Genomic DNA, 26,208 nt, shown 5'->3' on the forward strand with positions numbered 1-26,208 from the left:
TTTTACTAACTAACCAACCAAAATGTAATGTCGCGATTTTGTAGTGTTGTTACGCTTGTAACTCTCGCTTTATCCATTACACTTAATATATAACAAACTGCGTGCCAAACTCAAATTTTTAATTTTTTTCATAAAAATTGTAACAAATATTTGGTTTAACATACTAACATTGTATATCTTTATGATATCATTTTAATATCATATTGAACTTTAAATGATTAACCAATTAAATTTTTTATCATGAAAGAAGAAAAAATCATCATCCCAGCAAATGGCTACTTTATGCTGTTTGTATTTTTAGTTGTATTCTTTGGCAGTATTGCAACTATAATTACTTTAAAAACACCATGGCCAATTATTACTATAGTTTTATCTCTTGTTATGGCTTTTGGGTTTGTAATGGTACAACCAAACGGATCTAGAGTACTGCTCTTGTTTGGTAAGTATGTAGGTACTATTAAAAAGAATGGTTTTTACTGGGTAAATCCATTTTTCACTAAAAAGAAAATCTCACTTAGAGCAAGTAACTTTGATAGTGAGCGTCTTAAAGTAAATGACAAACTTGGTAATCCCGTGATGATAAGTACCATTTTGGTATGGCGTGTGCAAGACACCTACAAAGCTGCTTTTGATGTAGACAACTACGAAAACTTTGTGCGTGTGCAAACCGATGCTGCAGTGCGTAAATTGGCAAGTATGTATCCTTACGATAATTTTGCGGACGAAGGGCATGATGAAGACATTACACTTCGCTCTAGTGTAAACGAAGTTAGCGAGGCCTTAGAAAAAGAAATTGACGAGCGCTTATCTATTGCCGGAATTGAAGTTTTAGAAGCACGAATTGGTTACTTAGCTTATGCTCAAGAAATCGCAAATGCTATGCTAAAGCGTCAGCAAGCTACTGCTATTGTTGCTGCGAGACATAAAATTGTTGAAGGTGCTGTAAGCATGGTAGAAATGGCTTTAGAAGAACTCAATAAAAACCAAGTTGTTGAACTAGACGAGGAACGTAAAGCAGCAATGGTAAGTAATCTTATGGTTGTTCTTTGTGGAGATAAAGAAGCTGCACCAGTAGTTAATACCGGAACATTAAGTCATTAGTCGTGAACAAAAATCAAACATATAGCATTGCTTTAGGTAGCGCTTTCGGAACAAGTATAGGAACGTCTATCGGAGCTGTTACTGGTACCGTAGCTATGGGCACTGTCTACGGTTCTGTAATAGGCCTTATAGTAGGTGTAGTATTAGCATTGGTTATATTCAAAGCAGATAAAGAAAAATGAAAGAATACAAAGTTATAAAGCCAAAACTAGGCTGGAAAAATCATACTGACAGATTGGAAGACATTCTAAACAAGTATGCAAAAGAAGGTTGGCGATTGGCCGAAATAACACCAAACCAACATATGATATCGTTTATAGTTTTTGAACGTGATAAAAATAGATAATGCGAATTTTTAAAGAAGAACAACGTTTTAACCAAACATGGATTATTGTGCTTTTAGTACTCAGCGCAATAATCCCTTTAGTCATAATTACCAATAGGTATCTAGAAAATTCTGATTCATTATCTACAGCAGAATTTATTGGCACGCTATCTATTGTTTTAATTGCAACGGGATTAATTTTCTTCTTTAAATTATCTACCAGAATTGATGAAAAAGGAATTTACTATAAATTCTTCCCGTTTCAATTTAAATCCAAGCTAATAGAATGGCAAGAGATCAATAAAGCCTACGTTAGAAATTACGATGCTATTACAGAGTTTGGTGGTTGGGGACTAAAAGGTGGTGCGCTTTGGAATAAATCTAAAGGAAGAGCTATCAATGTATCAGGAGATATAGGTATCCAACTCCAACTAAAAAATGGTAAAAAATTATTAATTGGCACTCAAAAAAAAGAAGAAGCCATGCGTGTTTTAGAAGCGTACAAAACAAAATTAAATACTAATGTCTAAGAAAAAAGCCTTTGCATTACGAATAAATGAAGATATGCTAAAAGCCATTGAAAAATGGGCAGCAGATGAGTTTCGTAGTACCAACGGACAAATAGAATGGATGCTAATGCAACATCTAAAAGAACACAACAGACAACCCAAAAAGAAAGATAAACCAGATGAAGAAAAGTGATTGGAAACAGTCACTTTTTTATTGCCCTTTATTTTGGTATTTTGCGCATAACTAATAATCCTAACTATGGACAACTCTCCTATTTTTACTAACGATACAATTGTATTTGGTCTCCTAATGCTCGCCTTAGGTTTAGTCTTTATTACAGAATCTATTAAAACTGGTTTTTGGGCAAAATTCTACAAAATAGTGCCAGGCTTATTTATGGCATATATGTTACCGGCTGTTTTAACAACAACAGGACTTATTGCACCTGAATGGACAACAATTTCTGAAAATGGTGCAGAAACAGAACATAGCTCTAATCTATATTACGTCGCCAGTCGTTATTTATTACCTGCAGCTTTAGTTTTAATGACACTTAGCATTGACTTAAAAGCTGTTTTTAATTTGGGCTGGAAGGCTCTTGCCATGTTTTTTACTGGTACAATTGGTATTGTAATTGGTGGTCCTATAGCAATCTTATTAATCTCGCTAGTTTCTCCAGAAACTGTTGGTGGTGTCGGTCCTGATGCTGTTTGGAGAGGGTTATCTACACTTGCTGGAAGCTGGATTGGTGGAGGTGCTAACCAAACAGCCATGCTAGAAATTTATGGTTATAACCAAAAACTATATGGAGGTATGGTTTTCGTGGATATCGTTGTTGCAAACATCTGGATGGCCATCATTCTATTTGGCATTGGCAAACGCAACGGTATTAACAAGTGGTTAAAAGCCGATACATCTTCAATTGAAAGTTTAAAAGAAAAAGTGACTCAGTTTTCAGAGAAAGTAAAAAGAAATCCATCACTTACAGATCTTATGATTATTGTTGCTATCGCTTTTGGAACCGTTAGTATTGCGCACTTATGCGCAGGATATTTGGCGCCATTTTTTAAAGATGTAGTAAATAATATTCGATCTGAAACAACCAGAAACGTATTTACATTCCTCGATTCTTCATTCTTCTGGATGATTAGTATATCAACAATAATAGCAATTCTGTTATCCTTTACTAAAGCCAAAAATTATGAAGGTGCAGGTGCTAGTAAATTTGGTAGTGTATTTATCTATATCCTTGTTGCTACCATTGGAATGAAAATGGATCTAACCCTAATATTTGACAATCTAGGACTGATTGCTATAGGTGTAGTTTGGATGACGATTCATGCCTTGTTATTAATTCTTGTGGCAAAGCTTATTAAAGCACCATACTTCTTCTTGGCTGTAGGAAGCCAAGCTAATGTTGGTGGTGCCGCTTCTGCTCCAATTGTGGCTTCTGCTTTTCATCCTTCCTTGGCAACGGTAGGTGTTTTACTTGCTGTTTTTGGTTATGCTGTAGGAACCATTGCGGCAATCGGTTGTACAATTTTAATGCAATTAGCAGCTGGTGGCTAGTATTTTTAATTTCAAAATAAGATATTTGCGCTGCTAAATTTCTATCTATATATGACAAATTTCTATAAAACACTGAGCCTTTTAGCTTTACTATTAATGGTATGGTCTTGCGGAGAAGATAATGATACTAACTTCACCTTAAAAGGTAGTATTAAGGACCTAAAAAAAGGCGTTGTATATCTTCAAAAAGAAGTTGACTCTACCATAGTACATTTAGATTCTATGGTTATTTCTGGTCAACCAGAATTTACGTTAAAAACAAATTTAGAAGAGCCAATGCTTTTATACCTTAAGCTCTTTAAAAATGATGGAGAAGAACATTACATTCCGTTTTTTGCTGATGAGGGCGTTACTGAAATAAAAACTACACTTAAGAACTTTAATTTTGATGCTGAAATAAAAGGTTCTAAACCACAAGATTTGCTTAATGAATATACCAAAGTAATGTCAAAATTTAATAATCAGAATTTAGATATTATAGAAGCTAATTTCTTAGCTCAAAAGAATAATGACAGTATAGCAGCAGACTCATTAAATAAAGCCTCAGAAGTATTATACAAACGTAAGTACTCGTATACAATTCAGTTTGCTTTAAATAATAGAGACAATATTATAGCGCCTTATTTGGCTTTGTATGAAGTTCCTTCTGCTAATCCTATTTATGTAGATTCTATCTATAATGGTTTAACTGAAAATGTTAAAAACTCATTTTACGGCAAAAAACTTGGAGATTTCATTGCTGAAAGAAACTCTGAACAATAAGTGAACACTAATTTATTGAAAAATAAAGCTCTAACTACAGATTGTAATTAGCGCTTTTTTATTTAAAAGTAGACAGACGATTCCCTTCGGCTACGCTCAGGATAAACTTCTCGTCCTTTTAAATTAAAGTCAATAAAAAACCCTAACTACGTAAATTGTAATTAGAGTTTCAATTAGAGAGCCGATAGAGGGACTCCCTTCGGCTACGCTCAGGATAAACTTCTCGTCCTTTTAAATTAAAGTCAATAAAAAAAACCCTAACTACGTAAATTGTAATTAGAGTTTCAATTAGAGAGCCGATAGAGGGACTCCCTTCGGCTACGCTCAGGATAAACTTCTCGTCCTTTTAAATTAAAGTCAATAAAAAAAACCCTAACTACGTAAATTGTAATTAGAGTTTCAATTAGAGAGCCGATAGAGGGACTCGAACCCACGACCTGCTGATTACAAATCAGCTGCTCTAGCCAGCTGAGCTATATCGGCAAAAAGCGGATGCAAAATTAAACCTTAAATTCAATTTTGCAAGTGCTTTTATTTTAATTTATTTATTCTTTCGATTAATGCTCTGCCTTTAGATTCAAGGTCATTGTTAATTGCTTTAAAATGTGATTTTGCATCGTCTACACTTCTATCGTTTACGCGAGCAATTAATTCATCAAAAGACGCAATGGCCTCGTCAATAATAGCATTACTCTCCTTAGTTGGTTTCTCGGTGTTTTCTAATTCCCAATAATAAACCGCCTCAATGATATCTCCAAAAACGTAATTAATATCTTTTTTTAAATCTCTTTTATTTGCCATAATAATCTATGTTAATTTGGATACAAATGTACGGAATACTTGATATACTTTATTAATATTTAAACGTAAACTTCAAGTAGTTTTGCGCTGTTGGTAGACAATTTAAAATCTTTAATTACCGCTGGAATGAGAATAGTTTCACCTTTTGAGATTACCTCTCTTGTATTGTCTGCTACAACTTCCACTTCTCCATCTACACACATGTATATTAGAAATGAATCATGTGTGTTTTCTTTAACCAATTCACTATCTAATTCTAAATAATTAGTTGTAAAAAAAGGACAACTTACCATATTGTTTGCTGTGTTTTTTTCCTTTTTGTATTTAACTTTAAAATCATCTTTTAAATCAAATTTAAAGGCATCTATTGCAATGTCGTTATGTAACTCACGTTCATTGCCTTGGGCATCTTTTCTATCCCAATCATATACACGATAAGTAACGTCGCTCGTTTGCTGAATTTCTGCTAGTAAAACGCCTGCGCCAATAGCGTGCACACGACCTGCTTCTATAAAATAGGTGTCGCCTTCTTTTACTTTGTCAAAGTTTAGAATACTGGTAAGGCTTTTATTGTTAAGATGCTTTAGATATGTCTCCCTATCGATTTTTTGATTAAAGCCAACTATTAAATTGGCATCCTTGTCTGCCTGCATAACATACCACATTTCGGTTTTTCCGAATGAGTTATGTCTAGCTTTTGCTAATTCATCATCTGGATGTAACTGAATACTTAAATCTTGTTTGGCATCTATAAACTTAATTAATAATGGAAAATCATGACCAAATCTATCATAGTTTTTCTCACCTATTAACTCTCCTTTATACAGCTCTAAAATATCTTGAAGGTTTTGAGAATTGAGATCTCCATTGACAACTTTTGAAATATCACCAGGTACTGTACTGATTTCCCAACTCTCACCTAATTCTTTAGAGCTTGAGGCCTTGTTGAATTGCGTTGCTAATTTGGTGCCTCCCCAAATTTTGTCTTTTAGTATTGGACGAAATTTTAGAGGATATAATTGTTGTTTCATAAATTATTGGCCTGAATAGGTTACAAAATTACGTGGAGTTTCGTATAATGTAATTTCTAAATGAAACTTATCATCTAGTTTTGCCTTTATTTTATTGTATATAACTACAGCAATATTTTCTGCAGTTGGGTTTAAATCTTGAAATTCTGGAACTTCAATATTAAGGTTCTTATGGTCAAAAGCATTTTCTACCTCAGACTTAATTATGTCCTTTAAAATCTTTACATCTATAACGTAACCTGTTTCTGGGTCTATTTCTCCGGTTACACTAGCAATAAGTTCGTAATTATGACCATGAAAGTTAGGATTATTGCACAGTCCGAAAACTTCATCGTTTTTTTCAAAGCTCCAGTCTTTTCTGTAAAGTCTATGTGCGGCATTAAAATGTGCTTTTCTGTGTACAGTTACCTTCATGACTTATTAACGTTTATATGTTTATAGAATTTTTCAAAAATGATTTTAAACCAAGCTGTATAATGTTCTGGATGTAAGGATACATCAGCCTTTACGTCTTCTAAAGGCATCCATTTCCAATCGGCAACTTCTTTGGGATTTATATTAGGTTTATCATTATACTTTCCTACCATTATATGGTCGTACTCGTGCTCGGTTAATCCGTTATCAAAGGGAGCTTTATAAATAAACGAAGTGGTTTCCTTTAATTCGGTTACAAAGCCCATTTCTTCTTGTAGTCTTCTTTTTCCTGCATCGAGATTAGATTCTCCGTTGCGTTGGTGGCTACAGCAGGTGTTTGTCCATAATCCTGGTGAATGATACTTATGTAATGCGCGTTGTTGAAGCATTAGCTCGTTTTTATCATTGAATACAAATACTGAAAATGCACGATGAAGCAACGCTTTTTCGTGGGCTTCCATTTTTGGCATTAAGCCTATTTTATTGTCGTTTTCATCTACGAGGATGACCTGTTCTTCTATCATAAAGCAAAATTAATATCTATAGTATAAAAAATGCTAAAGGAATTCATAAAAAATAGCCGTTTAAAGGCTTAAACGGCTATTTTTTTATTCTACATCTATAATCTTATTCCTTATCGTCACAAGATTTACCATTTATACTTGTAATGATAAACTCACTACGTCTATTAAGTTGATGCTCTTCTTCAGAACAGCTAGACTCATTTGTTGGTTCACAGCCACAATCGTTAACTAACTGTGACTCTCCGTAGCCTTTAGCTGTTAATCGCTCTGCTGCAATACCGTTATCTATTAAGTATTGACGCGTAGATTTAGCTCTTCTATCAGATAATCTCTCATTATAGTCTGCTAGTCCTCTACAGTCTGTATGCGAACGAATATCTATATGCATTGTTGGATATTTATTCAGTACAGCCAACACTTTTTGTAGCTCAATCTCGGCATCGTATCTAATATTAGACTTATCAAAATCAAAATAAATGATAGGAATGTCTAAAATCTTCGCTAAATCATCGCAAGGGTTGATTTCTTGTACATCCTTTTCTAAAAGCAATTGCAACTGCAATTCTTGCTTTTTCTTAGGTGTAGTAAAACGTTTTTCATCAGAAATATAAGTGTCTTTTTCACCTCTAATTAGATATTCCATTTCACAATCTAGCTCAAATTCAAAAACTGCATCTTCGCCAACAGTTTTGCGCTCTATTTCTTTTCCTTCACCATCAAATAGAATAACTGTTGCATTTGGTATAAGCTCGTCAGTTTTTTTGTCTTGAACTGTTCCAAAAACTAACTGCTCACATTCTGGTACTTCAAACGTGTAGATATCATCACTGCCTTTACCTCCTTCTCTATTAGAACTAAAATATACACGTTTTGTTACTAGGTTTTGGTAATATCCAAAATCGTCTGCAGAACTATTTACAGGCATTCCAATATTTTCAATAGGAAAATTTCTATTAGAACCTGCTGCTACTTTTTGGTCTAATTCTTCGGATTTATAAACATCTAAGCCACCTAATCCTGGGAAACCTGTTGAAGAAAAGAATAAATTACCACTGGTATCCATAAATGGAAAAGATTCTTGTCCTTCGGTATTTACAGAAGGGCCAAGATTTTCTGGTTTTCCGAGCGTACCATCATCGTTGACATCTACCACAAAAATATCGGACTGACCGTATGTACCTGGCATATCTGAAGCAAAATATAGGCGTGTACCTGTTAAATTTAATGTAGGGTGCGCAACACTGTAATCTTCGCTATTAAAATGAACTTTGTGAATCTCATCCCAAGTACCGTCCTCACTTAATGTAGCTCTGTATAATTGTAATCTATTAATCCCTGTACCATCTTCTTTATACTTTAATCTATAGAAGTTATTTCTGGTAAAAAACATGTATTTACCATTTGGTGAAAACACAGCACTAGATTCGTGATATTTTGTATTTACTTTTCCTTCAACTTCTTTTACTTCTCCAAAACCATTTTCAGTTTTTTCTGCTACATATAAATCTAAATATGGCTCTTCATTCCAACGGTATTTACGACCTCCTCCTCTGGCTGAAGCAAACACAATTCCATTTTCGTATTCTGTAGTACCAAAATCTGAAAGTTCTGTATTTATTTCTAAATTCTGAACCTCAATATCATCACGACTTTGTTCCTGAATATTAGTTCTATAATCTACTCTAGAAAGAAATGCTCTACCTCTCATATCGTCTGGCTTAAGCTCATTGAACTTCTTCATCCACTTATCAGACTCTTCATAGTTTTCAATGCCTTTGAGTGCTAAGGCATACCTAAAATAATATTCGGGATCAATAACTTCGTTCATTGTAAATAGCTCGCCATACCACTTGGCTGCATTTGCCATATCATTTCTAAAATAATATGAATTTGCCAACTTCTGAAATAGGTCTGCAGACTTATAACCTTTATTGGCGACTTCTAAAAGGACTTCACTTGTTTTTACGTAAGCAAAGTCTCTGTAGTCGTCTTCAACACTTTTTATTTTGCCGTTTTGAGTATAGGCAGATACAGCAAATATACCTGCACAAACTAAACTTATATATCTTGAAATTGTTCTCATAGTCTTATTTTTAGAAGAAACGTGGTGATAAAATTCTACCTAATCGCTTCACTTCAAATCTTAAAGTTATTTCGTGAGTTCCACCATTATAGTTATTTAAACCTGTTGTTGTTAAATCATAACCGTAACCAATAAACATTCCTGGCGTTGCTTGAAAACCTACAAGAGCACTCACAGAATCATCCCATCGCCATGCCAAACCAGCTGTTAAATTCTTTTTATACCAGAAATTGGCGGACACATCAGCAATTAAGGGTGCACCAGAAACTCCTTTTACCAAAAATGCAGGTTTTAACTCTAAAGTTTCACTAAGGTTAAATACATAACCACCTATAGCGTAGAAGTGCATGCGCTCTGTAGCTCTAGATTCTTGAAAATCGTCATAGTGTTCCGTTTCTAAAAAGTTTGGCACAGCTAAACCTAAATACCATTTTCTGGTGTGCATGTATAATCCTGCTCCAACAGTTGGTGATATTAAATTTACATTTTCGTTAAACACATTATCTGGATCTTGGAAACGACCTTTACTCCAATCTAAGTCTAACATATGCAATCCACCTTTTACACCAAATGATAATTTTAAATCATTGGCATTTAAAGGAATAGTATATGAAAAATTAGCATCAATAAAATTTTCTCTCGCAGGCCCTAATGCATCACTTACAATATTTAGACCCAAACCTATACGCTCGTTGCGCAAAGGTGAGTGAATACCCAAGGATTGTGTTTGTGGTGCACCATCAATACCAACCCATTGTGATCTATGCAAACCTACAACACTCAGTGTTTCTCGTTGTCCGGCATAAGCTGGATTTACACTTAATGTATTATACATATAATGCGTGTATTGAGGATCTTGCTGGGCATTTAAATCCGTTGCTAATAGTGCAGTAAACACCATTAAAATTAAACTTGCTTTTGATAATATACGTATCATCTTTCTGTCTTTTTTCTAAAGTTGTTTACTTATCTATTTATATATAACCATCCTACTCTTGGCTCAGATCCATCGCCTAAATCTAGAACATAATAATATGTCCCTACAGGTAACTGATCAGATTGATTAATTACTGCTCTACCATTAGAAGTGCCATCCCAATCGTTCAGATATCCATTTTTAGAATAAACAATGTTACCCCATCTATTATAAACTTCTAATTTGTTGTTTGAGAATCGCTCTATACAATCAATGACAAAGGTCTCATTAACTCCGTCACCATTTGGTGAAAATTCATTATAGATTGTTAGACATATTGGATCTACCGTTGCTGTATCTTCATCATTTGAAGGATTAATGTCATTACCGCCATCTGCATTATTTACAAATGCTGTGTTGGCATAATCACCAATGCCTAATACCTCTACAGTTATTTCAAGAATTTCTACCTGATCAGGATCTAACTGACCAACTGTCCATTCGCCATCAAACTCTGAATATGTTCCTGCAGTCGTAATTGCAGAAACAAACATGTAACCCGTTGGAATTTCTTCACTTATAATGACGTTGGTAGCTGTTACGTTACCAATGTTAGCTACTTCTATAGTAAATGTAACTTCGTCTCCTACTACTGGTCTTACTTCATCTACAACTTTAGTTACTTCTAAATCAAATATTGAATTAACTGGTGTTACGGTTGGATCATCTGGTTCACCATCACCGTTATCATCATTATCATTAGCATCATTAGGATCATCACTAGTATCTCTTACATCATCTGTTGGATCACCTAAATCGCCACCTGGACTCTCAGCTGTTACGTTTGCAGAATTTATTACAAATCCTGTATCTAAATCAACTTGAGTAATCTCATAAGTCGCTGTAAATGTTGTACTGTCAACATCACCAGGAAGCAACTGTGCAATAGGTCCGCCAACTAAGTTTATACCTGGCAACAGGTCTTCAACTTCAATATTAGTTAATGTAACATTACCTGTATTCTCAACTATAAATACATATGAAATTTCGTCACCTAAACTTCCTTCAATACCATCGCCATTTGTATCTGCAAGTGGTAAGGTAGTTTTGATGAGACTTATCATAGGAACTTGGATAATCTCAGTATCGGTAGGATCATCCGTACCTGTTGGATCTGTTGGGTCATCACTATCATCAGCTACTCCGCCACCTAATGGATCAGAACCATTGGCTAGAGCCTGATTTGTTACTATACCTGCATCAATATCTGCCTGTGTAAGTGCATATGTTGCCGTAAATACAATTGGATTCTGAGGTGAAACAGCAAGATCATCTATTTGTGAATCTCCATCTTCGTCACTACCTCCACTTTGATAGACTGGTATTGGTAATATTCCTGTTCCAGTAAAGTCAGCTGCATCCTCAGTAACACTAACATCAAATACTGTTGTATTTCCTGTATTGGTAACTGTATAAGTATATGTTATTATATCACCAACAGTTGCTATACCATCTGCACCTAAGTCTAAGCTACTAGTCTTCTCAATAGCCAAACTAGGATCTTGTGGAATCGTCGTATCTGTTGGATCATCTGTACTAGTAGGATCTGCTGGATCATCACTATCATCAGTTACTCCTCCACCTAATGGATCAGTTCCATTGGTGCTAGCCTGGTTTGTTACTATACCTGCATCAATATCTGCCTGGGTGATTGCGTAGGTTGCAGTATAAACTATAGTTCCTGAACCAACAACCATATCTTCTAAGTCAGATTCACCATCTTCATCACTACCACCACTTTGATATACTGGTGTTGGTAATGTTCCTGTTCCAGTAAAGTCAGCTGCATCCTCAGTGACATTAACATCAAATACTGTTGTATTTCCTGTATTGGTCACTGTATAAGTATATGTTATTATATCACCAACAGTTGCAATTCCATCTGCACCTAAGTCTAAACTACTAGTTTTCTCAATTGCTAAACTAGGATCTTGTGGAATCGTCGTATCTGTTGGATCATCTGTACTAGTAGGATCTGTTGGATCATCACTATCATCAGTTACTCCTCCACCTAATGGATCGGTTCCATTAGCTATCGCCTGATTTGTTACGATGCCGGCATCAATATCTGCTTGTGTGATAGCGTAGGTTGCTGTATAAACTATTGTTCCTGAACCTACAATCATGTCTTCTAAGTCAGACTCACCATCTTCATCACTACCACCACTTTGATAAACTGGTGTTGGTAATGTTCCTGTTCCAGTAAAGTCAGCTGCATCCTCAGTAACATTAACATCAAATACTGTTGTATTTCCTGTATTTGTAACTGTATAAGTATATGTTATTATATCACCAACAGTTGCAATTCCATCTGCACCTAAGTCTAAACTACTAGTTTTCTCAATTGCTAAACTAGGAGCTTGAATAATAATGGTTTCCGTCGGATCGTCTTCCGTGTTGCCATCCGTGTCATCTCCATCATCACTCGTGTCATCGACATTGGTATCCGCAGGACTGTCTCCATCAGCTAATACACTGTTGCTAAAGCCTCCGGCATCTACGGCCGCCTGCTCGATAACATAGGTCGCTGTATACGTCGCTGTCTCGCCGACTAATAAGTCGCCTTCTAAACTGCCGGCATCTGCACTCACGAACGTTGGGCCGGTTAATAAGGTCAGTGGGTTGCCGTTGGCATCCTCGAACGTGTCCACAATACCGACTCCATCTAAGGTCACATTTCCTGTGTTGGTTACCGTGATCGTATATTCTACCGTATCTCCTAAACTTGCTCCTGCTGGTGCTACATCATTGGTGATCGCTACGGTCTTGACCGCCTCGATACTTGGGGCTTCCGCGATGGTCGTCTCTGTCGGATCGTCTTCCGTGTTCCCATCCGTGTCATCACCATCATCACTCGTGTCATCGACATTGGTATCCGCAGGACTGTCTCCATCGGCTAATACACTGTTGCTAAAGCCTCCGGCATCTACGGCCGCCTGCTCGATAACATAGGTCGCTGTATACGTCGCTGTCTCGCCGACTAATAAGTCGCCTTCTAAACTGCCGGCATCTGCACTCACGAACGTTGGGCCGGTTAATAAGGTCAGTGGGTTGCCGTTGGCATCCTCGAACGTGTCCACAATACCGACTCCATCTAAGGTCACATTTCCTGTGTTCGTTACCGTGATCGTATATTCTACCGTATCTCCTAAACTTGCTCCTGCTGGTGCTACATCATTGGTGATCGCTACGGTCTTGACCGCCTCGATACTTGGGGCTTCCGCGATGGTCGTCTCTGTCGGATCGTCTTCCGTGTTCCCATCCGTGTCATCACCATCATCACTCGTGTCATCGACATTGGTATCCGCAGGACTGTCTCCATCGGCTAATACACTGTTGCTAAAGCCTCCGGCATCTACGGCCGCCTGCTCGATAACATAGGTCGCTGTATACGTCGCTGTCTCGCCGACTAATAAGTCGCCTTCTAAACTGCCGGCATCTGCACTCACGAACGTTGGGCCGGTTAATAAGGTCAGTGGGTTGCCGTTGGCATCCTCGAACGTGTCCACAATACCGACTCCATCTAAGGTCACATTTCCTGTGTTGGTTACCGTGATCGTATATTCTACCGTATCTCCTAAACTTGCTCCTGCTGGTGCTACATCATTGGTGATCGCTACGGTCTTGACCGCCTCGATACTTGGGGCTTCCGCGATGGTCGTCTCTGTCGGATCGTCTTCCGTGTTCCCATCCGTGTCATCACCATCATCACTCGTGTCATCGACATTGGTATCCGCAGGACTGTCTCCATCGGCTAATACACTGTTGCTAAAGCCTCCGGCATCTACGGCCGCCTGCTCGATAACATAGGTCGCTGTATACGTCGCCGTCTCGCCGACTAATAAGTCGCCTTCTAAACTGCCGGCATCTGCACTCACGAACGTTGGGCCGGTTAATAAGGTCAGTGGGTTGCCGTTGGCATCCTCGAACGTGTCCACAATACCGACTCCATCTAAGGTCACATTTCCTGTGTTGGTTACCGTGATCGTATATTCTACCGTATCTCCTAAACTTGCTCCTGCTGGTGCTACATCATTGGTGATCGCTACGGTCTTGACCGCCTCGATACTTGGGGCTTCCGCGATGGTCGTCTCTGTCGGATCGTCTTCCGTGTTCCCATCCGTGTCATCACCATCATCACTCGTGTCATCGACATTGGTATCCGCAGGACTGTCTCCATCGGCTAATACACTGTTGCTAAAGCCTCCGGCATCTACGGCCGCCTGCTCGATAACATAGGTCGCTGTATACGTCGCTGTCTCGCCGACTAATAAGTCGCCTTCTAAACTGCCGGCATCTGCACTCACGAACGTTGGGCCGGTTAATAAGGTCAGTGGGTTGCCGTTGGCATCCTCGAACGTGTCCACAATACCGACTCCATCTAAGGTCACATTTCCTGTGTTGGTTACCGTGATCGTATATTCTACCGTATCTCCTAAACTTGCTCCTGCTGGTGCTACATCATTGGTGATCGCTACGGTCTTGACCGCCTCGATACTTGGGGCTTCCGCGATGGTCGTCTCTGTCGGATCGTCTTCCGTGTTCCCATCCGTGTCATCACCATCATCACTCGTGTCATCGACATTGGTATCCGCAGGACTGTCTCCATCGGCTAATACACTGTTGCTAAAGCCTCCGGCATCTACGGCCGCCTGCTCGATAACATAGGTCGCTGTATACGTCGCTGTCTCGCCGACTAATAAGTCGCCTTCTAAACTGCCGGCATCTGCACTCACGAACGTTGGGCCGGTTAATAAGGTCAGTGGGTTGCCGTTGGCATCCTCGAACGTGTCCACAATACCGACTCCATCTAAGGTCACATTTCCTGTGTTCGTTACCGTGATCGTATATTCTACCGTATCTCCTAAACTTGCTCCTGCTGGTGCTACATCATTGGTGATCGCTACGGTCTTGACCGCCTCGATACTTGGGGCTTCCGCGATGGTCGTCTCTGTCGGATCGTCTTCCGTGTTCCCATCCGTGTCATCACCATCATCACTCGTGTCATCGACATTGGTATCCGCAGGACTGTCTCCATCGGCTAATACACTGTTGCTAAAGCCTCCGGCATCTACGGCCGCCTGCTCGATAACATAGGTCGCTGTATACGTCGCTGTCTCGCCGACTAATAAGTCGCCTTCTAAACTGCCGGCATCTGCACTCACGAACGTTGGGCCGGTTAATAAGGTCAGTGGGTTGCCGTTGGCATCCTCGAACGTGTCCACAATACCGACTCCATCTAAGGTCACATTTCCTGTGTTCGTTACCGTGATCGTATATTCTACCGTATCTCCTAAACTTGCTCCTGCTGGTGCTACATCATTGGTGATCGCTACGGTCTTGACCGCCTCGATACTTGGGGCTTCCGCGATGGTCGTCTCTGTCGGATCGTCTTCCGTGTTCCCATCCGTGTCATCACCATCATCACTCGTGTCATCGACATTGGTATCCGCAGGACTGTCTCCATCGGCTAATACACTGTTGCTAAAGCCTCCGGCATCTACGGCCGCCTGCTCGATAACATAGGTCGCTGTATACGTCGCCGTCTCGCCGACTAATAAGTCGCCTTCTAAACTGCCGGCATCTGCACTCACGAACGTTGGGCCGGTTAATAAGGTCAGTGGGTTGCCGTTGGCATCCTCGAACGTGTCCACAATACCGACTCCATCTAAGGTCACATTTCCTGTGTTGGTTACCGTGATCGTATATTCTACCGTATCTCCTAAACTTGCTCCTGCTGGTGCTACATCATTGGTGATCGCTACGGTCTTGACCGCCTCGATACTTGGGGCTTCCGCGATGGTCGTCTCTGTCGGATCGTCTTCCGTGTTCCCATCCGTGTCATCACCATCATCACTCGTGTCATCGACATTGGTATCCGCAGGACTGTCTCCATCGGCTAATACACTGTTGCTAAAGCCTCCGGCATCTACGGCCGCCTGCTCGATAACATAGGTCGCTGTATACGTCGCCGTCTCGCCGACTAATAAGTCGCCTTCTAAACTGCCGGCATCTGCACTCACGAACGTTGGGCCGGTTAATAAGGTCAGTGGGTTGCCGTTGGCATCCTCGAACGTGTCCACAATACCGACTCCATCTAAGGTCACATTTCCTGTGTTGGTTACCGTGATCGTATATTCTACCGTATCTCCTAAACTTGCTCCTGCTGGTGCTACATCATTGGTGATCGCTACGGTCTTGACCGCCTCGATACTTGGGGCTTCCGCGATGGTCGTCTCTGTCGGATCGTCTTCCGTGTTCCCATCCGTGTCATCACCATCATCACTCGTGTCATCGACATTGGTATCCGCAGGACTGTCTCCATCGGCTAATACACTGTTGCTAAAGCCTCCGGCATCTACGGCCGCCTGCTCGATAACATAGGTCGCTGTATACGTCGCTGTCTCGCCGACTAATAAGTCGCCTTCTAAACTGCCGGCATCTGCACTCACGAACGTTGGGCCGGTTAATAAGGTCAGTGGGTTGCCGTTGGCATCCTCGAACGTGTCCACAATACCGACTCCATCTAAGGTCACATTTCCTGTGTTCGTTACCGTGATCGTATATTCTACCGTATCTCCTAAACTTGCTCCTGCTGGTGCTACATCATTGGTGATCGCTACGGTCTTGACCGCCTCGATACTTGGGGCTTCCGCGATGGTCGTCTCTGTCGGATCGTCTTCCGTGTTCCCATCCGTGTCATCACCATCATCACTCGTGTCATCGACATTGGTATCCGCAGGACTGTCTCCATCGGCTAATACACTGTTGCTAAAGCCTCCGGCATCTACGGCCGCCTGCTCGATAACATAGGTCGCTGTATACGTCGCCGTCTCGCCGACTAATAAGTCGCCTTCTAAACTGCCGGCATCTGCACTCACGAACGTTGGGCCGGTTAATAAGGTCAGTGGGTTGCCGTTGGCATCCTCGAACGTGTCCACAATACCGACTCCATCTAAGGTCACATTTCCTGTGTTGGTTACCGTGATCGTATATTCTACCGTATCTCCTAAACTTGCTCCTGCTGGTGCTACATCATTGGTGATCGCTACGGTCTTGACCGCCTCGATACTTGGGGCTTCCGCGATGGTCGTCTCTGTCGGATCGTCTTCCGTGTTCCCATCCGTGTCATCACCATCATCACTCGTGTCATCGACATTGGTATCCGCAGGACTGTCTCCATCGGCTAATACACTGTTGCTAAAGCCTCCGGCATCTACGGCCGCCTGCTCGATAACATAGGTCGCTGTATACGTCGCTGTCTCGCCGACTAATAAGTCGCCTTCTAAACTGCCGGCATCTGCACTCACGAACGTTGGGCCGGTTAATAAGGTCAGTGGGTTGCCGTTGGCATCCTCGAACGTGTCCACAATACCGACTCCATCTAAGGTCACATTTCCTGTGTTCGTTACCGTGATCGTATATTCTACCGTATCTCCTAAACTTGCTCCTGCTGGTGCTACATCATTGGTGATCGCTACGGTCTTGACCGCCTCGATACTTGGGGCTTCCGCGATGGTCGTCTCTGTCGGATCGTCTTCCGTGTTCCCATCCGTGTCATCACCATCATCACTCGTGTCATCGACATTGGTATCCGCAGGACTGTCTCCATCGGCTAATACACTGTTGCTAAAGCCTCCGGCATCTACGGCCGCCTGCTCGATAACATAGGTCGCTGTATACGTCGCCGTCTCGCCGACTAATAAGTCGCCTTCTAAACTGCCGGCATCTGCACTCACGAACGTTGGGCCGGTTAATAAGGTCAGTGGGTTGCCGTTGGCATCCTCGAACGTGTCCACAATACCGACTCCATCTAAGGTCACATTTCCTGTGTTGGTTACCGTGATCGTATATTCTACCGTATCTCCTAAACTTGCTCCTGCTGGTGCTACATCATTGGTGATCGCTACGGTCTTGACCGCCTCGATACTTGGGGCTTCCGCGATGGTCGTCTCTGTCGGATCGTCTTCCGTGTTCCCATCCGTGTCATCACCATCATCACTCGTGTCATCGACATTGGTATCCGCAGGACTGTCTCCATCGGCTAATACACTGTTGCTAAAGCCTCCGGCATCTACGGCCGCCTGCTCGATAACATAGGTCGCTGTATACGTCGCCGTCTCGCCGACTAATAAGTCGCCTTCTAAACTGCCGGCATCTGCACTCACGAACGTTGGGCCGGTTAATAAGGTCAGTGGGTTGCCGTTGGCATCCTCGAACGTGTCCACAATACCGACTCCATCTAAGGTCACATTTCCTGTGTTGGTTACCGTGATCGTATATTCTACCGTATCTCCTAAACTTGCTCCTGCTGGTGCTACATCATTGGTGATCGCTACGGTCTTGACCGCCTCGATACTTGGGGCTTCCGCGATGGTCGTCTCTGTCGGATCGTCTTCCGTGTTCCCATCCGTGTCATCACCATCATCACTCGTGTCATCGACATTGGTATCCGCAGGACTGTCTCCATCGGCTAATACACTGTTGCTAAAGCCTCCGGCATCTACGGCCGCCTGCTCGATAACATAGGTCGCTGTATACGTCGCCGTCTCGCCGACTAATAAGTCGCCTTCTAAACTGCCGGCATCTGCACTCACGAACGTTGGGCCGGTTAATAAGGTCAGTGGGTTGCCGTTGGCATCCTCGAACGTGTCCACAATACCGACTCCATCTAAGGTCACATTTCCTGTGTTCGTTACCGTGATCGTATATTCTACCGTATCTCCTAAACTTGCTCCTGCTGGTGCTACATCATTGGTGATCGCTACGGTCTTGACCGCCTCGATACTTGGGGCTTCCGCGATGGTCGTCTCTGTCGGATCGTCTTCCGTGTTCCCATCCGTGTCATCACCATCATCACTCGTGTCATCGACATTGGTATCCGCAGGACTGTCTCCATCGGCTAATACACTGTTGCTAAAGCCTCCGGCATCTACGGCCGCCTGCTCGATAACATAGGTCGCTGTATACGTCGCTGTCTCGCCGACTAATAAGTCGCCTTCTAAACTGCCGGCATCTGCACTCACGAACGTTGGGCCGGTTAATAAGGTCAGTGGGTTGCCGTTGGCATCCTCGAACGTGTCCACAATACCGACTCCATCTAAGGTCACATTTCCTGTGTTGGTTACCGTGATCGTATATTCTACCGTATCTCCTAAACTTGCTCCTGCTGGTGCTACATCATTGGTGATCGCTACGGTCTTGACCGCCTCGATACTTGGGGCTTCCGCGATGGTCGTCTCTGTCGGATCGTCTTCCGTGTTCCCATCCGTGTCATCACCATCATCACTCGTGTCATCGACATTGGTATCCGCAGGACTGTCTCCATCGGCTAATACACTGTTGCTAAAGCCTCCGGCATCTACGGCCGCCTGCTCGATAACATAGGTCGCTGTATACGTCGCCGTCTCGCCGACTAATAAGTCGCCTTCTAAACTGCCGGCATCTGCACTCACGAACGTTGGGCCGGTTAATAAGGTCAGTGGGTTGCCGTTGGCATCCTCGAACGTGTCCACAATACCGACTCCATCTAAGGTCACATTTCCTGTGTTGGTTACCGTGATCGTATATTCTACCGTATCTCCTAAACTTGCTCCTGCTGGTGCTACATCATTGGTGATCGCTACGGTCTTGACCGCCTCGATACTTGGGGCTTCCGCGATGGTCGTCTCTGTCGGATCGTCTTCCGTGTTCCCATCCGTGTCATCACCATCATCACTCGTGTCATCGACATTGGTATCCGCAGGACTGTCTCCATCGGCTAATACACTGTTGCTAAAGCCTCCGGCATCTACGGCCGCCTGCTCGATAACATAGGTCGCTGTATACGTCGCTGTCTCGCCGACTAATAAGTCGCCTTCTAAACTGCCGGCATCTGCACTCACGAACGTTGGGCCGGTTAATAAGGTCAGTGGGTTGCCGTTGGCATCCTCGAACGTGTCCACAATACCGACTCCATCTAAGGTCACATTTCCTGTGTTGGTTACCGTGATCGTATATTCTACCGTATCTCCTAAACTTGCTCCTGCTGGTGCTACATCATTGGTGATCGCTACGGTCTTGACCGCCTCGATAGCTGGCATCTCAATACCATTAACCGTTTCAATATCATCACTATCTACCGGTGTATCACCAGAAGCGTCATTTGTTGTATCTGCAGAACCATCAGCTTCAGCAGTATTAGTATAAGAGCCATTATCTAAATCTATTTGTGTAACCGTGTGAGAAACAGTGTATGTCCATACCTCATCTACTTCTAGAACTGCATCGTCATTACCTGGTGCATCAGCTCCTCTAACTGGCGCTGTATCTGCAGTGGTATCTACCATTGTTGGATTATAGACGTCAACATTTCCAGAGTTGGTTAATGTGATTGTGTAATTGATAACCTGATTAAGAGCACTGTACTCTGTAATTAAAGGATCACCATTTATATTTAGAAATGTTTTTACGGTAGTTATGCTAGGATTAATAACACAACTTGTTGCAACACTTGGATCAGTGACAGCTGCGTTGGTTCCTGTAGAGTAGTCCACACCTGTTTCTGTAACTAGACCTGTATTAGGATCAACTAATGCGGGATCTGGCTCCCCAAATTGTCCACCATCAGAACCTGAGACAAAAGGATTATCGTAGGCCTCATTTGCGTCTGGACAACTATCACCATCACTATCAGTATTTTGAAAATCGAAACTACCGTCACTACCTGTATCTATTGGTGTTGTTGCTTCTGCTGTATCATCTGCACCATTTCCATTTCCATCATTAAAAGTTGTGTCATTAGAATCCAAGACTCCATCATCGTTGGTATCTAAAGTGCCATTTCCTGCTTCATCAACATCATAAATACCATCATTATCGGAGTCTAAATCAAAAATATCATCAACTCCATCACCATCAGTATCTAATCCAAGACAATATTCGAATTCATAGAATTGTAATTCAACATTTCCTGCATTACCATTTTGTTTTCCGACCGTGACCACAATGTCAGTAACTGGTCCTAATATTTCTATTTGTATACTATTAAAAGGAGCGTTAGCGTTAGCCGAAGAACCGGTTACTGCACTTTGCCCATTGATAGTTAAATTAGCACCTACATTTATATCGGAAATATTTACTGGTATATTTTGTAAGCCATTTGTTGCCGTAAAATCTGCTCTATCAGAGTCGTCTAACCCACCAACTTTAAAGTTTACGTTGTAAACAGGTTCAGTAAATGTAAAATAATAGTTTACAACTTCACCATTTGGAAAATCTGTTCCGTCTGGTATTGTATTGATAAACGCACCATCCGGTAAAATTGCCCCATTATTTTGACTTGAAACTCCACCGTTCCAAGCAACACCTCCTCTTAACTCGTACCCAAAAGTAACACTAGCACCATTATAGGGGAACAAGTTTGGAATAAATTCTGGATTAAAGTTTGAACCTGTAGCGTCGGCAAAAGTCTGCCCTAAAGCTATTGGGCCTGCAGAACAATCTAGCTCATTAATGTCTAGAATACCATCATTATCATCATCTACATCACAAATATCTGAAACATTATCACCATCATTATCATCATTACCTGAAATCGTAGCATCACATGGGTTACATGCTGGAGAAAGCAATGGGTTTACAACTGCGGTATTTGTGCCAATACTATAATTAACATCTCCATCTATGACTAGGCCATTAGCATCGACATTGGCAGGGTCGGGTTCTCCAAACTGACCGTTGTCTGTACCTGCCGCATTTACGTTACCGTAGGCTTCGTTTGCATCGGCACATCCATCACCGTCACTATCTGTATTTTGATAATCGAAACTACCATCGTTTAACGTATCTATTGGTGTTATTCCAGTTCCGGCAGTTGATGGTATCCCTGTTACAGGATCTACAGCTCCATCTGCCATGCCATCGTTATTTACATCTATGCCACCTACTTCATCTACATCAAAAATACCATCATTATCTGAGTCTAGATCGACGATATCGTTAATACCATCTCCATCTGTATCTATTGCGACACAGTACTGCATTTCATAGAATTGTAATTCTACATTAGCAGTTTCATCCCCATTTTGTTTACCAACAGTAATAACGATTTCTGTTACAGGCCCTACAACTTGTATGGCTATACTATTTGCAGGTGCATTTGCGCTTGCAGACGCACCAGTGACTGCGCTCTGACCATTTATAGTGAGATTTGCACCTATATTTATATCTGATAAATTTACTGGTACATTATCTGAACCATTGGTTGCAAAAAAATCAGCTCTATCAAAATCATCAAGACCACCTAATTTGAAATTGACATTATAAACTGGCTCTGTAAAGGTAAAATAATACCTAACAACTTCATTTTCAGGAAAAGTTGTACCATCTGCTATTGTATTGATATATTCCCCATCTGGTAATATACCAGCGGTGTTTTGGTTGGAAACACCACCATTCCACGCTGACCCGCCAAATAACTCGTATCCAAATGTTGCGCTTACACCGTTATAAGCATAAACGTTTGTTATAAACTCAGCATTAAAATTGGATCCTGTATTATCAGAGAAAGTTTGACCTAGTGCTAATGGTCCAGAAGAACAGTCTATATCATTGACATCTAAAATACCGTCATTATCATCGTCTTGGTCACAATAATCGGTTATACCATCACCATCAGTATCTAAACCTCCAGAGGCCAAGGCATCACATGGGTCTATATTTGCTACAACAATAGTCGCAACTGCAGTATCACAAACTGTATTGTCTGCTTGTAAGCATATTGTGTATTCCACGAAATATGTACCATTTGGGGTATTTGGTGGTATAACTATAGTACCATTGTTATTAATAACAACACCTGTCATACCTCCATCATTACTTATACTAATATTATTTGAGATATTACCATTAGTAGCTGCAACACCGTTTGCTAAATCTGTACCACTGCTATTATCTGCAAACACACTAGCTGTTGTTGATCCAGGTATTAAACTATTTATTGGTGTCGCAGAGAAGTCATCATCGTTAGCAGTAATTGTAAGACAACCTCCATCTAAAAGTGTAAAAGCATCTGAACTAATATTTTGACATGAAGGAGAACCAATATATCTTACTGCAGCGTTGTATGTTCCAGGACCAACATTGTTAAACACATTGGAAGCTTGCCATGGACCTGCGGCTCCATTAATACTATATTCTAATGGACCACCACCATTATCTGTTGCATCTATGGTAATTGTACCTTCATTTGCTGGACACACTGGTTGTGTAAAAGACGTGGACAAAGAAATAGTAGGCGGAGGTGTTAAGAAAAATGGATCGTATACTATAAATACTTTACCATCACCACCATCACCACCACTAGCACCAGATTGGGTTAAACGTACACCATTGATTGGTACATTAGGACCCACAAAAGCCGTTAGAGGATATATAGTTGCAAAAACCTGCTGTCCGTTGTTATTATTAACTCCAGTACCAATATATGTAGTTGGCCCATCTGCTCCGCTAACCTGATTGATTGGTTGTGGCGTACCGATTACGTTTCCTGTTGCATCAATTGCCTGAACTTCCATAGTGTTATTACCACCACGCTCTGTAATAATAACATACCTATTAGAAGCAGCATTAATATCATAGTTAAACTCGAAATTCACATAATCTGTTGCAAAAATATTACCATCATTTCTGAAATAATGGTTTAAATTTCTATCTGTATTTGCTGCAATTAGAGCAGGATCGAAAATGGCTGATCCATCTGTAATATCGGCTCCATCTACACCATTTTCTATAATACTTTGGTTTGTTGCTGTGGGCGTAGAGTAAGAATACGAAATATTGTCTGGTACTAATAAATCCGTAAAAGGATTTGGTTCACCAGCGATTGATATAGAATTAAATATTTTTGGAGAGCTATTGCCCGCAGGATTAGTGATATTAAACGAAACATTACCCGCTACCAAAGGGGCCGCAGGGCTACCAGGTGGAATAACATCTGGACACTCATCGTCACTACACTCAAAAGGTGCATTAACAACCGAATTATTAGTTAGCGTACAAGCACCATCATTAGAAAACGTTGCTGTTAATGAAATTGCACTACCATTAGCAGGCAGAGTCACACCTGTAAATGTATGTGGTGAGGTTAAACCTACCACAGAAACAGAAGCAGTACCATCACCAGATAAATCTAGAGTACCGACTCCAGGTGCATTAGTAAAAGTTACTGTTATATCTGCCGTAAAGGTATCATCACTAATATTATCTGGTGTTAGGTTATCATTACAAACAGATTCATTAGAAGAACTTATTGCTGTGATATCACAATTTGCTACTAATTCGATGATTACATTTGCTGTAGTACATATAGTTTCATTTGGAGCATTTAAACAAATCTCATACGTTACTGTATAAGTTCCTGCAGTTGCGCCTGCTGGCACATCTATTGTTCCGTCTGTATTAATAGAAACACCTGTTAAGCCTCCATTGTTACTAATATTTATATTATCATTAATATTTGCGTCTGTTGCTGGTGAACCATCCGATTCATCAATACCATTCCCGTTGTCTGCAAAAACACTAGCGGTAGTACCGCCAGTAATCGCATCAAATGGTGAACCACTAAAATCATCATCTAAAGCTAAAATTGTTGGTTGAGATCCGCAAAGCTCTACTGTTGCAGGTATAACACATTCAAACACATTTCCAGATCCTGTGGTTAAACCACCGGTACTTCCACTTGTAATATGTCCCACAAAACAAATTGAACCACCACCAGCTCTATTGAAAAATGTCATTGCATGACCACCCACGCTCACGTAAACTGGATCGTCTACACCGACATTGAATGACGGAGGAATAGTTGGATTTTGAATAACAGCATTGCCACCTTGACCGATAGAGTTTTGATTATTCCAACCCCAACTATATATGATATAAGGATCAGAGGGTAACGCTGGTTCAACAAGTACTGCAGCTGCAGCCCATTCTTCCGAAGTATGTGTGGTTGATAATTGGATAACTCCTATAAGATCACTCATGCCCGAATTATCTTGTATTGCCGTCCATGAAGTAACAACACCAGAACCCGTAGTTATTAATTCTCCAAGTGTATTATCTCCTACACCATAAACTTTTGTATCAGTTGCCAACAATAATAGACCTGTATCACCATCATTGTGTGTAAACGAAGATATTTCTTTCACTGGTGCTGGTGGAGTAGCCATTAAAGTTGCAAAGTCTAGGTTTTGAGCGGGACTACCATCACCAATTACCACATTATCTCCCCATGTATAAATATCACCATTAGACAAAAGTGCATAACCAGCATATTTATTACCAGTTATATTGATTACTCCAGTAAGAGGAACTCCAGCAGATGTCTGTACCTGTTGCCAAATATTTCCATTGGTACTGTTATTACCACTTGGTGCTGTCGTGCCTGTTGTAGCAACCCAAACTTCTCCTGCAGCAATTACAAAAAGCACATCTGAACTGGCATGCATTTGTGTAATGTCAGCTGAATTAAAAGGTAGAGTCTGAGTAGCATCCATATCATTAAACCCTATTCCAGAGACAAAGTCACCATCAACAACTTCGCCAACACCACCCCAAGCATACAAACTAACAGTAGTAGCTAAGAAACCTTGCCCATCTGAATTACCAGAGAGTGCAAAGTGCAAGGGAGTTCCCGAGTAATTGTAACCATTTGCTGGTGTAACTTCCGTAATGACATTGGCATTACCTCCGTTTGCAGCCATATCTTCACCCCAAGCCACAATACCAGTAGTGGTTTTAGCCATCGATTGATGATAAGAGGTCATCAGTACATCTGTTTCAGGATTAAATATACCGTCTTCATTAATAGTTGGACAGCCTTGGGCTTTAATTGTAATAGAATGGAAAAAGACAAATCCTAAACATATGTAGGCTAAGCTTAAATTAGAGAATCGAGTAGAGATTTTCATATTATTATGTAGTTGATGTGTAATTCAAATTTTATTAAATCAATGTTTTGATTTGTCGATAAAATGCAAATATATCCGACAAAGTGTAAAAAACAAATTTTTTTTGTAAGATTTTTACATAAAAAACCTTTGAGTTATTCTTTTATATCTTTTAAGACACTAAAA

14 protein-coding genes and 1 tRNA gene are annotated in these 26,208 nt (G+C 40.9%); 7 read left to right on the forward strand and 8 right to left on the reverse strand.

The window, feature by feature from the left end:
- The first annotated feature begins 240 nt into the window (after positions 1-240).
- The 7 genes from BWZ20_RS04805 (at position 241) to BWZ20_RS04835 (ending at position 4,267) form a co-directional block, all read left to right on the forward strand.
- Positions 241-1,101, forward strand: coding sequence for an SPFH domain-containing protein (locus BWZ20_RS04805; RefSeq protein WP_076617074.1), 861 nt, complete (start codon positions 241-243; stop codon positions 1,099-1,101).
- Positions 1,102-1,103: 2 nt separating this feature from the next.
- Positions 1,104-1,283: a hypothetical protein gene (locus BWZ20_RS04810; protein WP_076617077.1), complete on the forward strand. Its 180-nt coding sequence runs from the start codon at positions 1,104-1,106 to the stop codon at positions 1,281-1,283.
- Positions 1,280-1,447, forward strand: a complete 168-nt coding sequence (locus BWZ20_RS04815) for a DUF4177 domain-containing protein (RefSeq protein WP_076617080.1) — start codon at positions 1,280-1,282, stop codon at positions 1,445-1,447. Before BWZ20_RS04810 ends, BWZ20_RS04815 begins: the two co-directional genes overlap by 4 nt.
- Positions 1,447-1,956 (forward strand): hypothetical protein, encoded by a 510-nt coding sequence (locus BWZ20_RS15390; RefSeq protein ID WP_198034972.1) that lies wholly within the window; start codon positions 1,447-1,449, stop codon positions 1,954-1,956. Before BWZ20_RS04815 ends, BWZ20_RS15390 begins: the two co-directional genes overlap by 1 nt.
- Positions 1,949-2,128, forward strand: coding sequence for an Arc family DNA binding domain-containing protein (locus BWZ20_RS04825; RefSeq protein ID WP_076617084.1), 180 nt, complete (start codon positions 1,949-1,951; stop codon positions 2,126-2,128). Before BWZ20_RS15390 ends, BWZ20_RS04825 begins: the two co-directional genes overlap by 8 nt.
- 66 nt (positions 2,129-2,194) lie before the next feature.
- Complete coding sequence (locus BWZ20_RS04830; RefSeq protein ID WP_076617087.1) at positions 2,195-3,505, forward strand: DUF819 domain-containing protein; 1,311 nt, start codon at positions 2,195-2,197, stop codon at positions 3,503-3,505.
- A gap of 51 nt (positions 3,506-3,556) precedes the next feature.
- Complete coding sequence (locus tag BWZ20_RS04835; RefSeq protein WP_076617090.1) at positions 3,557-4,267, forward strand: DUF4369 domain-containing protein; 711 nt, start codon at positions 3,557-3,559, stop codon at positions 4,265-4,267.
- Positions 4,268-4,676: 409 nt separating this feature from the next.
- Here the strand turns inward: BWZ20_RS04835 and BWZ20_RS04840 are convergent.
- The 8 genes from BWZ20_RS04840 to BWZ20_RS15255 form a co-directional block, all read right to left on the reverse strand.
- Positions 4,677-4,750: transfer RNA gene (locus BWZ20_RS04840), tRNA-Thr, on the reverse strand.
- Positions 4,751-4,798: 48 nt separating this feature from the next.
- The gene (locus BWZ20_RS04845; protein ID WP_076617092.1) at positions 4,799-5,068 is read right to left on the reverse strand and encodes a hypothetical protein; all 270 of its coding nucleotides are present in this window, start codon (positions 5,066-5,068) and stop codon (positions 4,799-4,801) included.
- A gap of 59 nt (positions 5,069-5,127) precedes the next feature.
- Positions 5,128-6,099, reverse strand: coding sequence for a type I phosphomannose isomerase catalytic subunit (locus BWZ20_RS04850; protein ID WP_076617095.1), 972 nt, complete (start codon positions 6,097-6,099; stop codon positions 5,128-5,130).
- 3 nt (positions 6,100-6,102) lie between these two features.
- Positions 6,103-6,513, reverse strand: coding sequence for a 6-pyruvoyl trahydropterin synthase family protein (locus tag BWZ20_RS04855; protein WP_076617098.1), 411 nt, complete (start codon positions 6,511-6,513; stop codon positions 6,103-6,105).
- Positions 6,510-7,037, reverse strand: a complete 528-nt coding sequence (gene idi / locus BWZ20_RS04860) for an isopentenyl-diphosphate Delta-isomerase (protein ID WP_076617101.1) — start codon at positions 7,035-7,037, stop codon at positions 6,510-6,512. Before idi ends, BWZ20_RS04855 begins: the two co-directional genes overlap by 4 nt.
- A 103-nt stretch (positions 7,038-7,140) precedes the next feature.
- The gene (locus tag BWZ20_RS04865; protein WP_076617104.1) at positions 7,141-9,120 is read right to left on the reverse strand and encodes an OmpA family protein; all 1,980 of its coding nucleotides are present in this window, start codon (positions 9,118-9,120) and stop codon (positions 7,141-7,143) included.
- Positions 9,121-9,130: 10 nt separating this feature from the next.
- Positions 9,131-10,057 (reverse strand): type IX secretion system membrane protein PorP/SprF, encoded by a 927-nt coding sequence (locus tag BWZ20_RS04870; protein ID WP_076617106.1) that lies wholly within the window; start codon positions 10,055-10,057, stop codon positions 9,131-9,133.
- Between the two features lie 29 nt (positions 10,058-10,086).
- Complete coding sequence (locus BWZ20_RS15255; protein WP_076617110.1) at positions 10,087-26,043, reverse strand: gliding motility-associated C-terminal domain-containing protein; 15,957 nt, start codon at positions 26,041-26,043, stop codon at positions 10,087-10,089.
- Positions 26,044-26,208: the final 165 nt, after the last annotated feature.

Origin of the sequence: Winogradskyella sp. J14-2, assembly GCF_001971725.1 — a bacterium.
Classification (GTDB): domain Bacteria; phylum Bacteroidota; class Bacteroidia; order Flavobacteriales; family Flavobacteriaceae; genus Winogradskyella.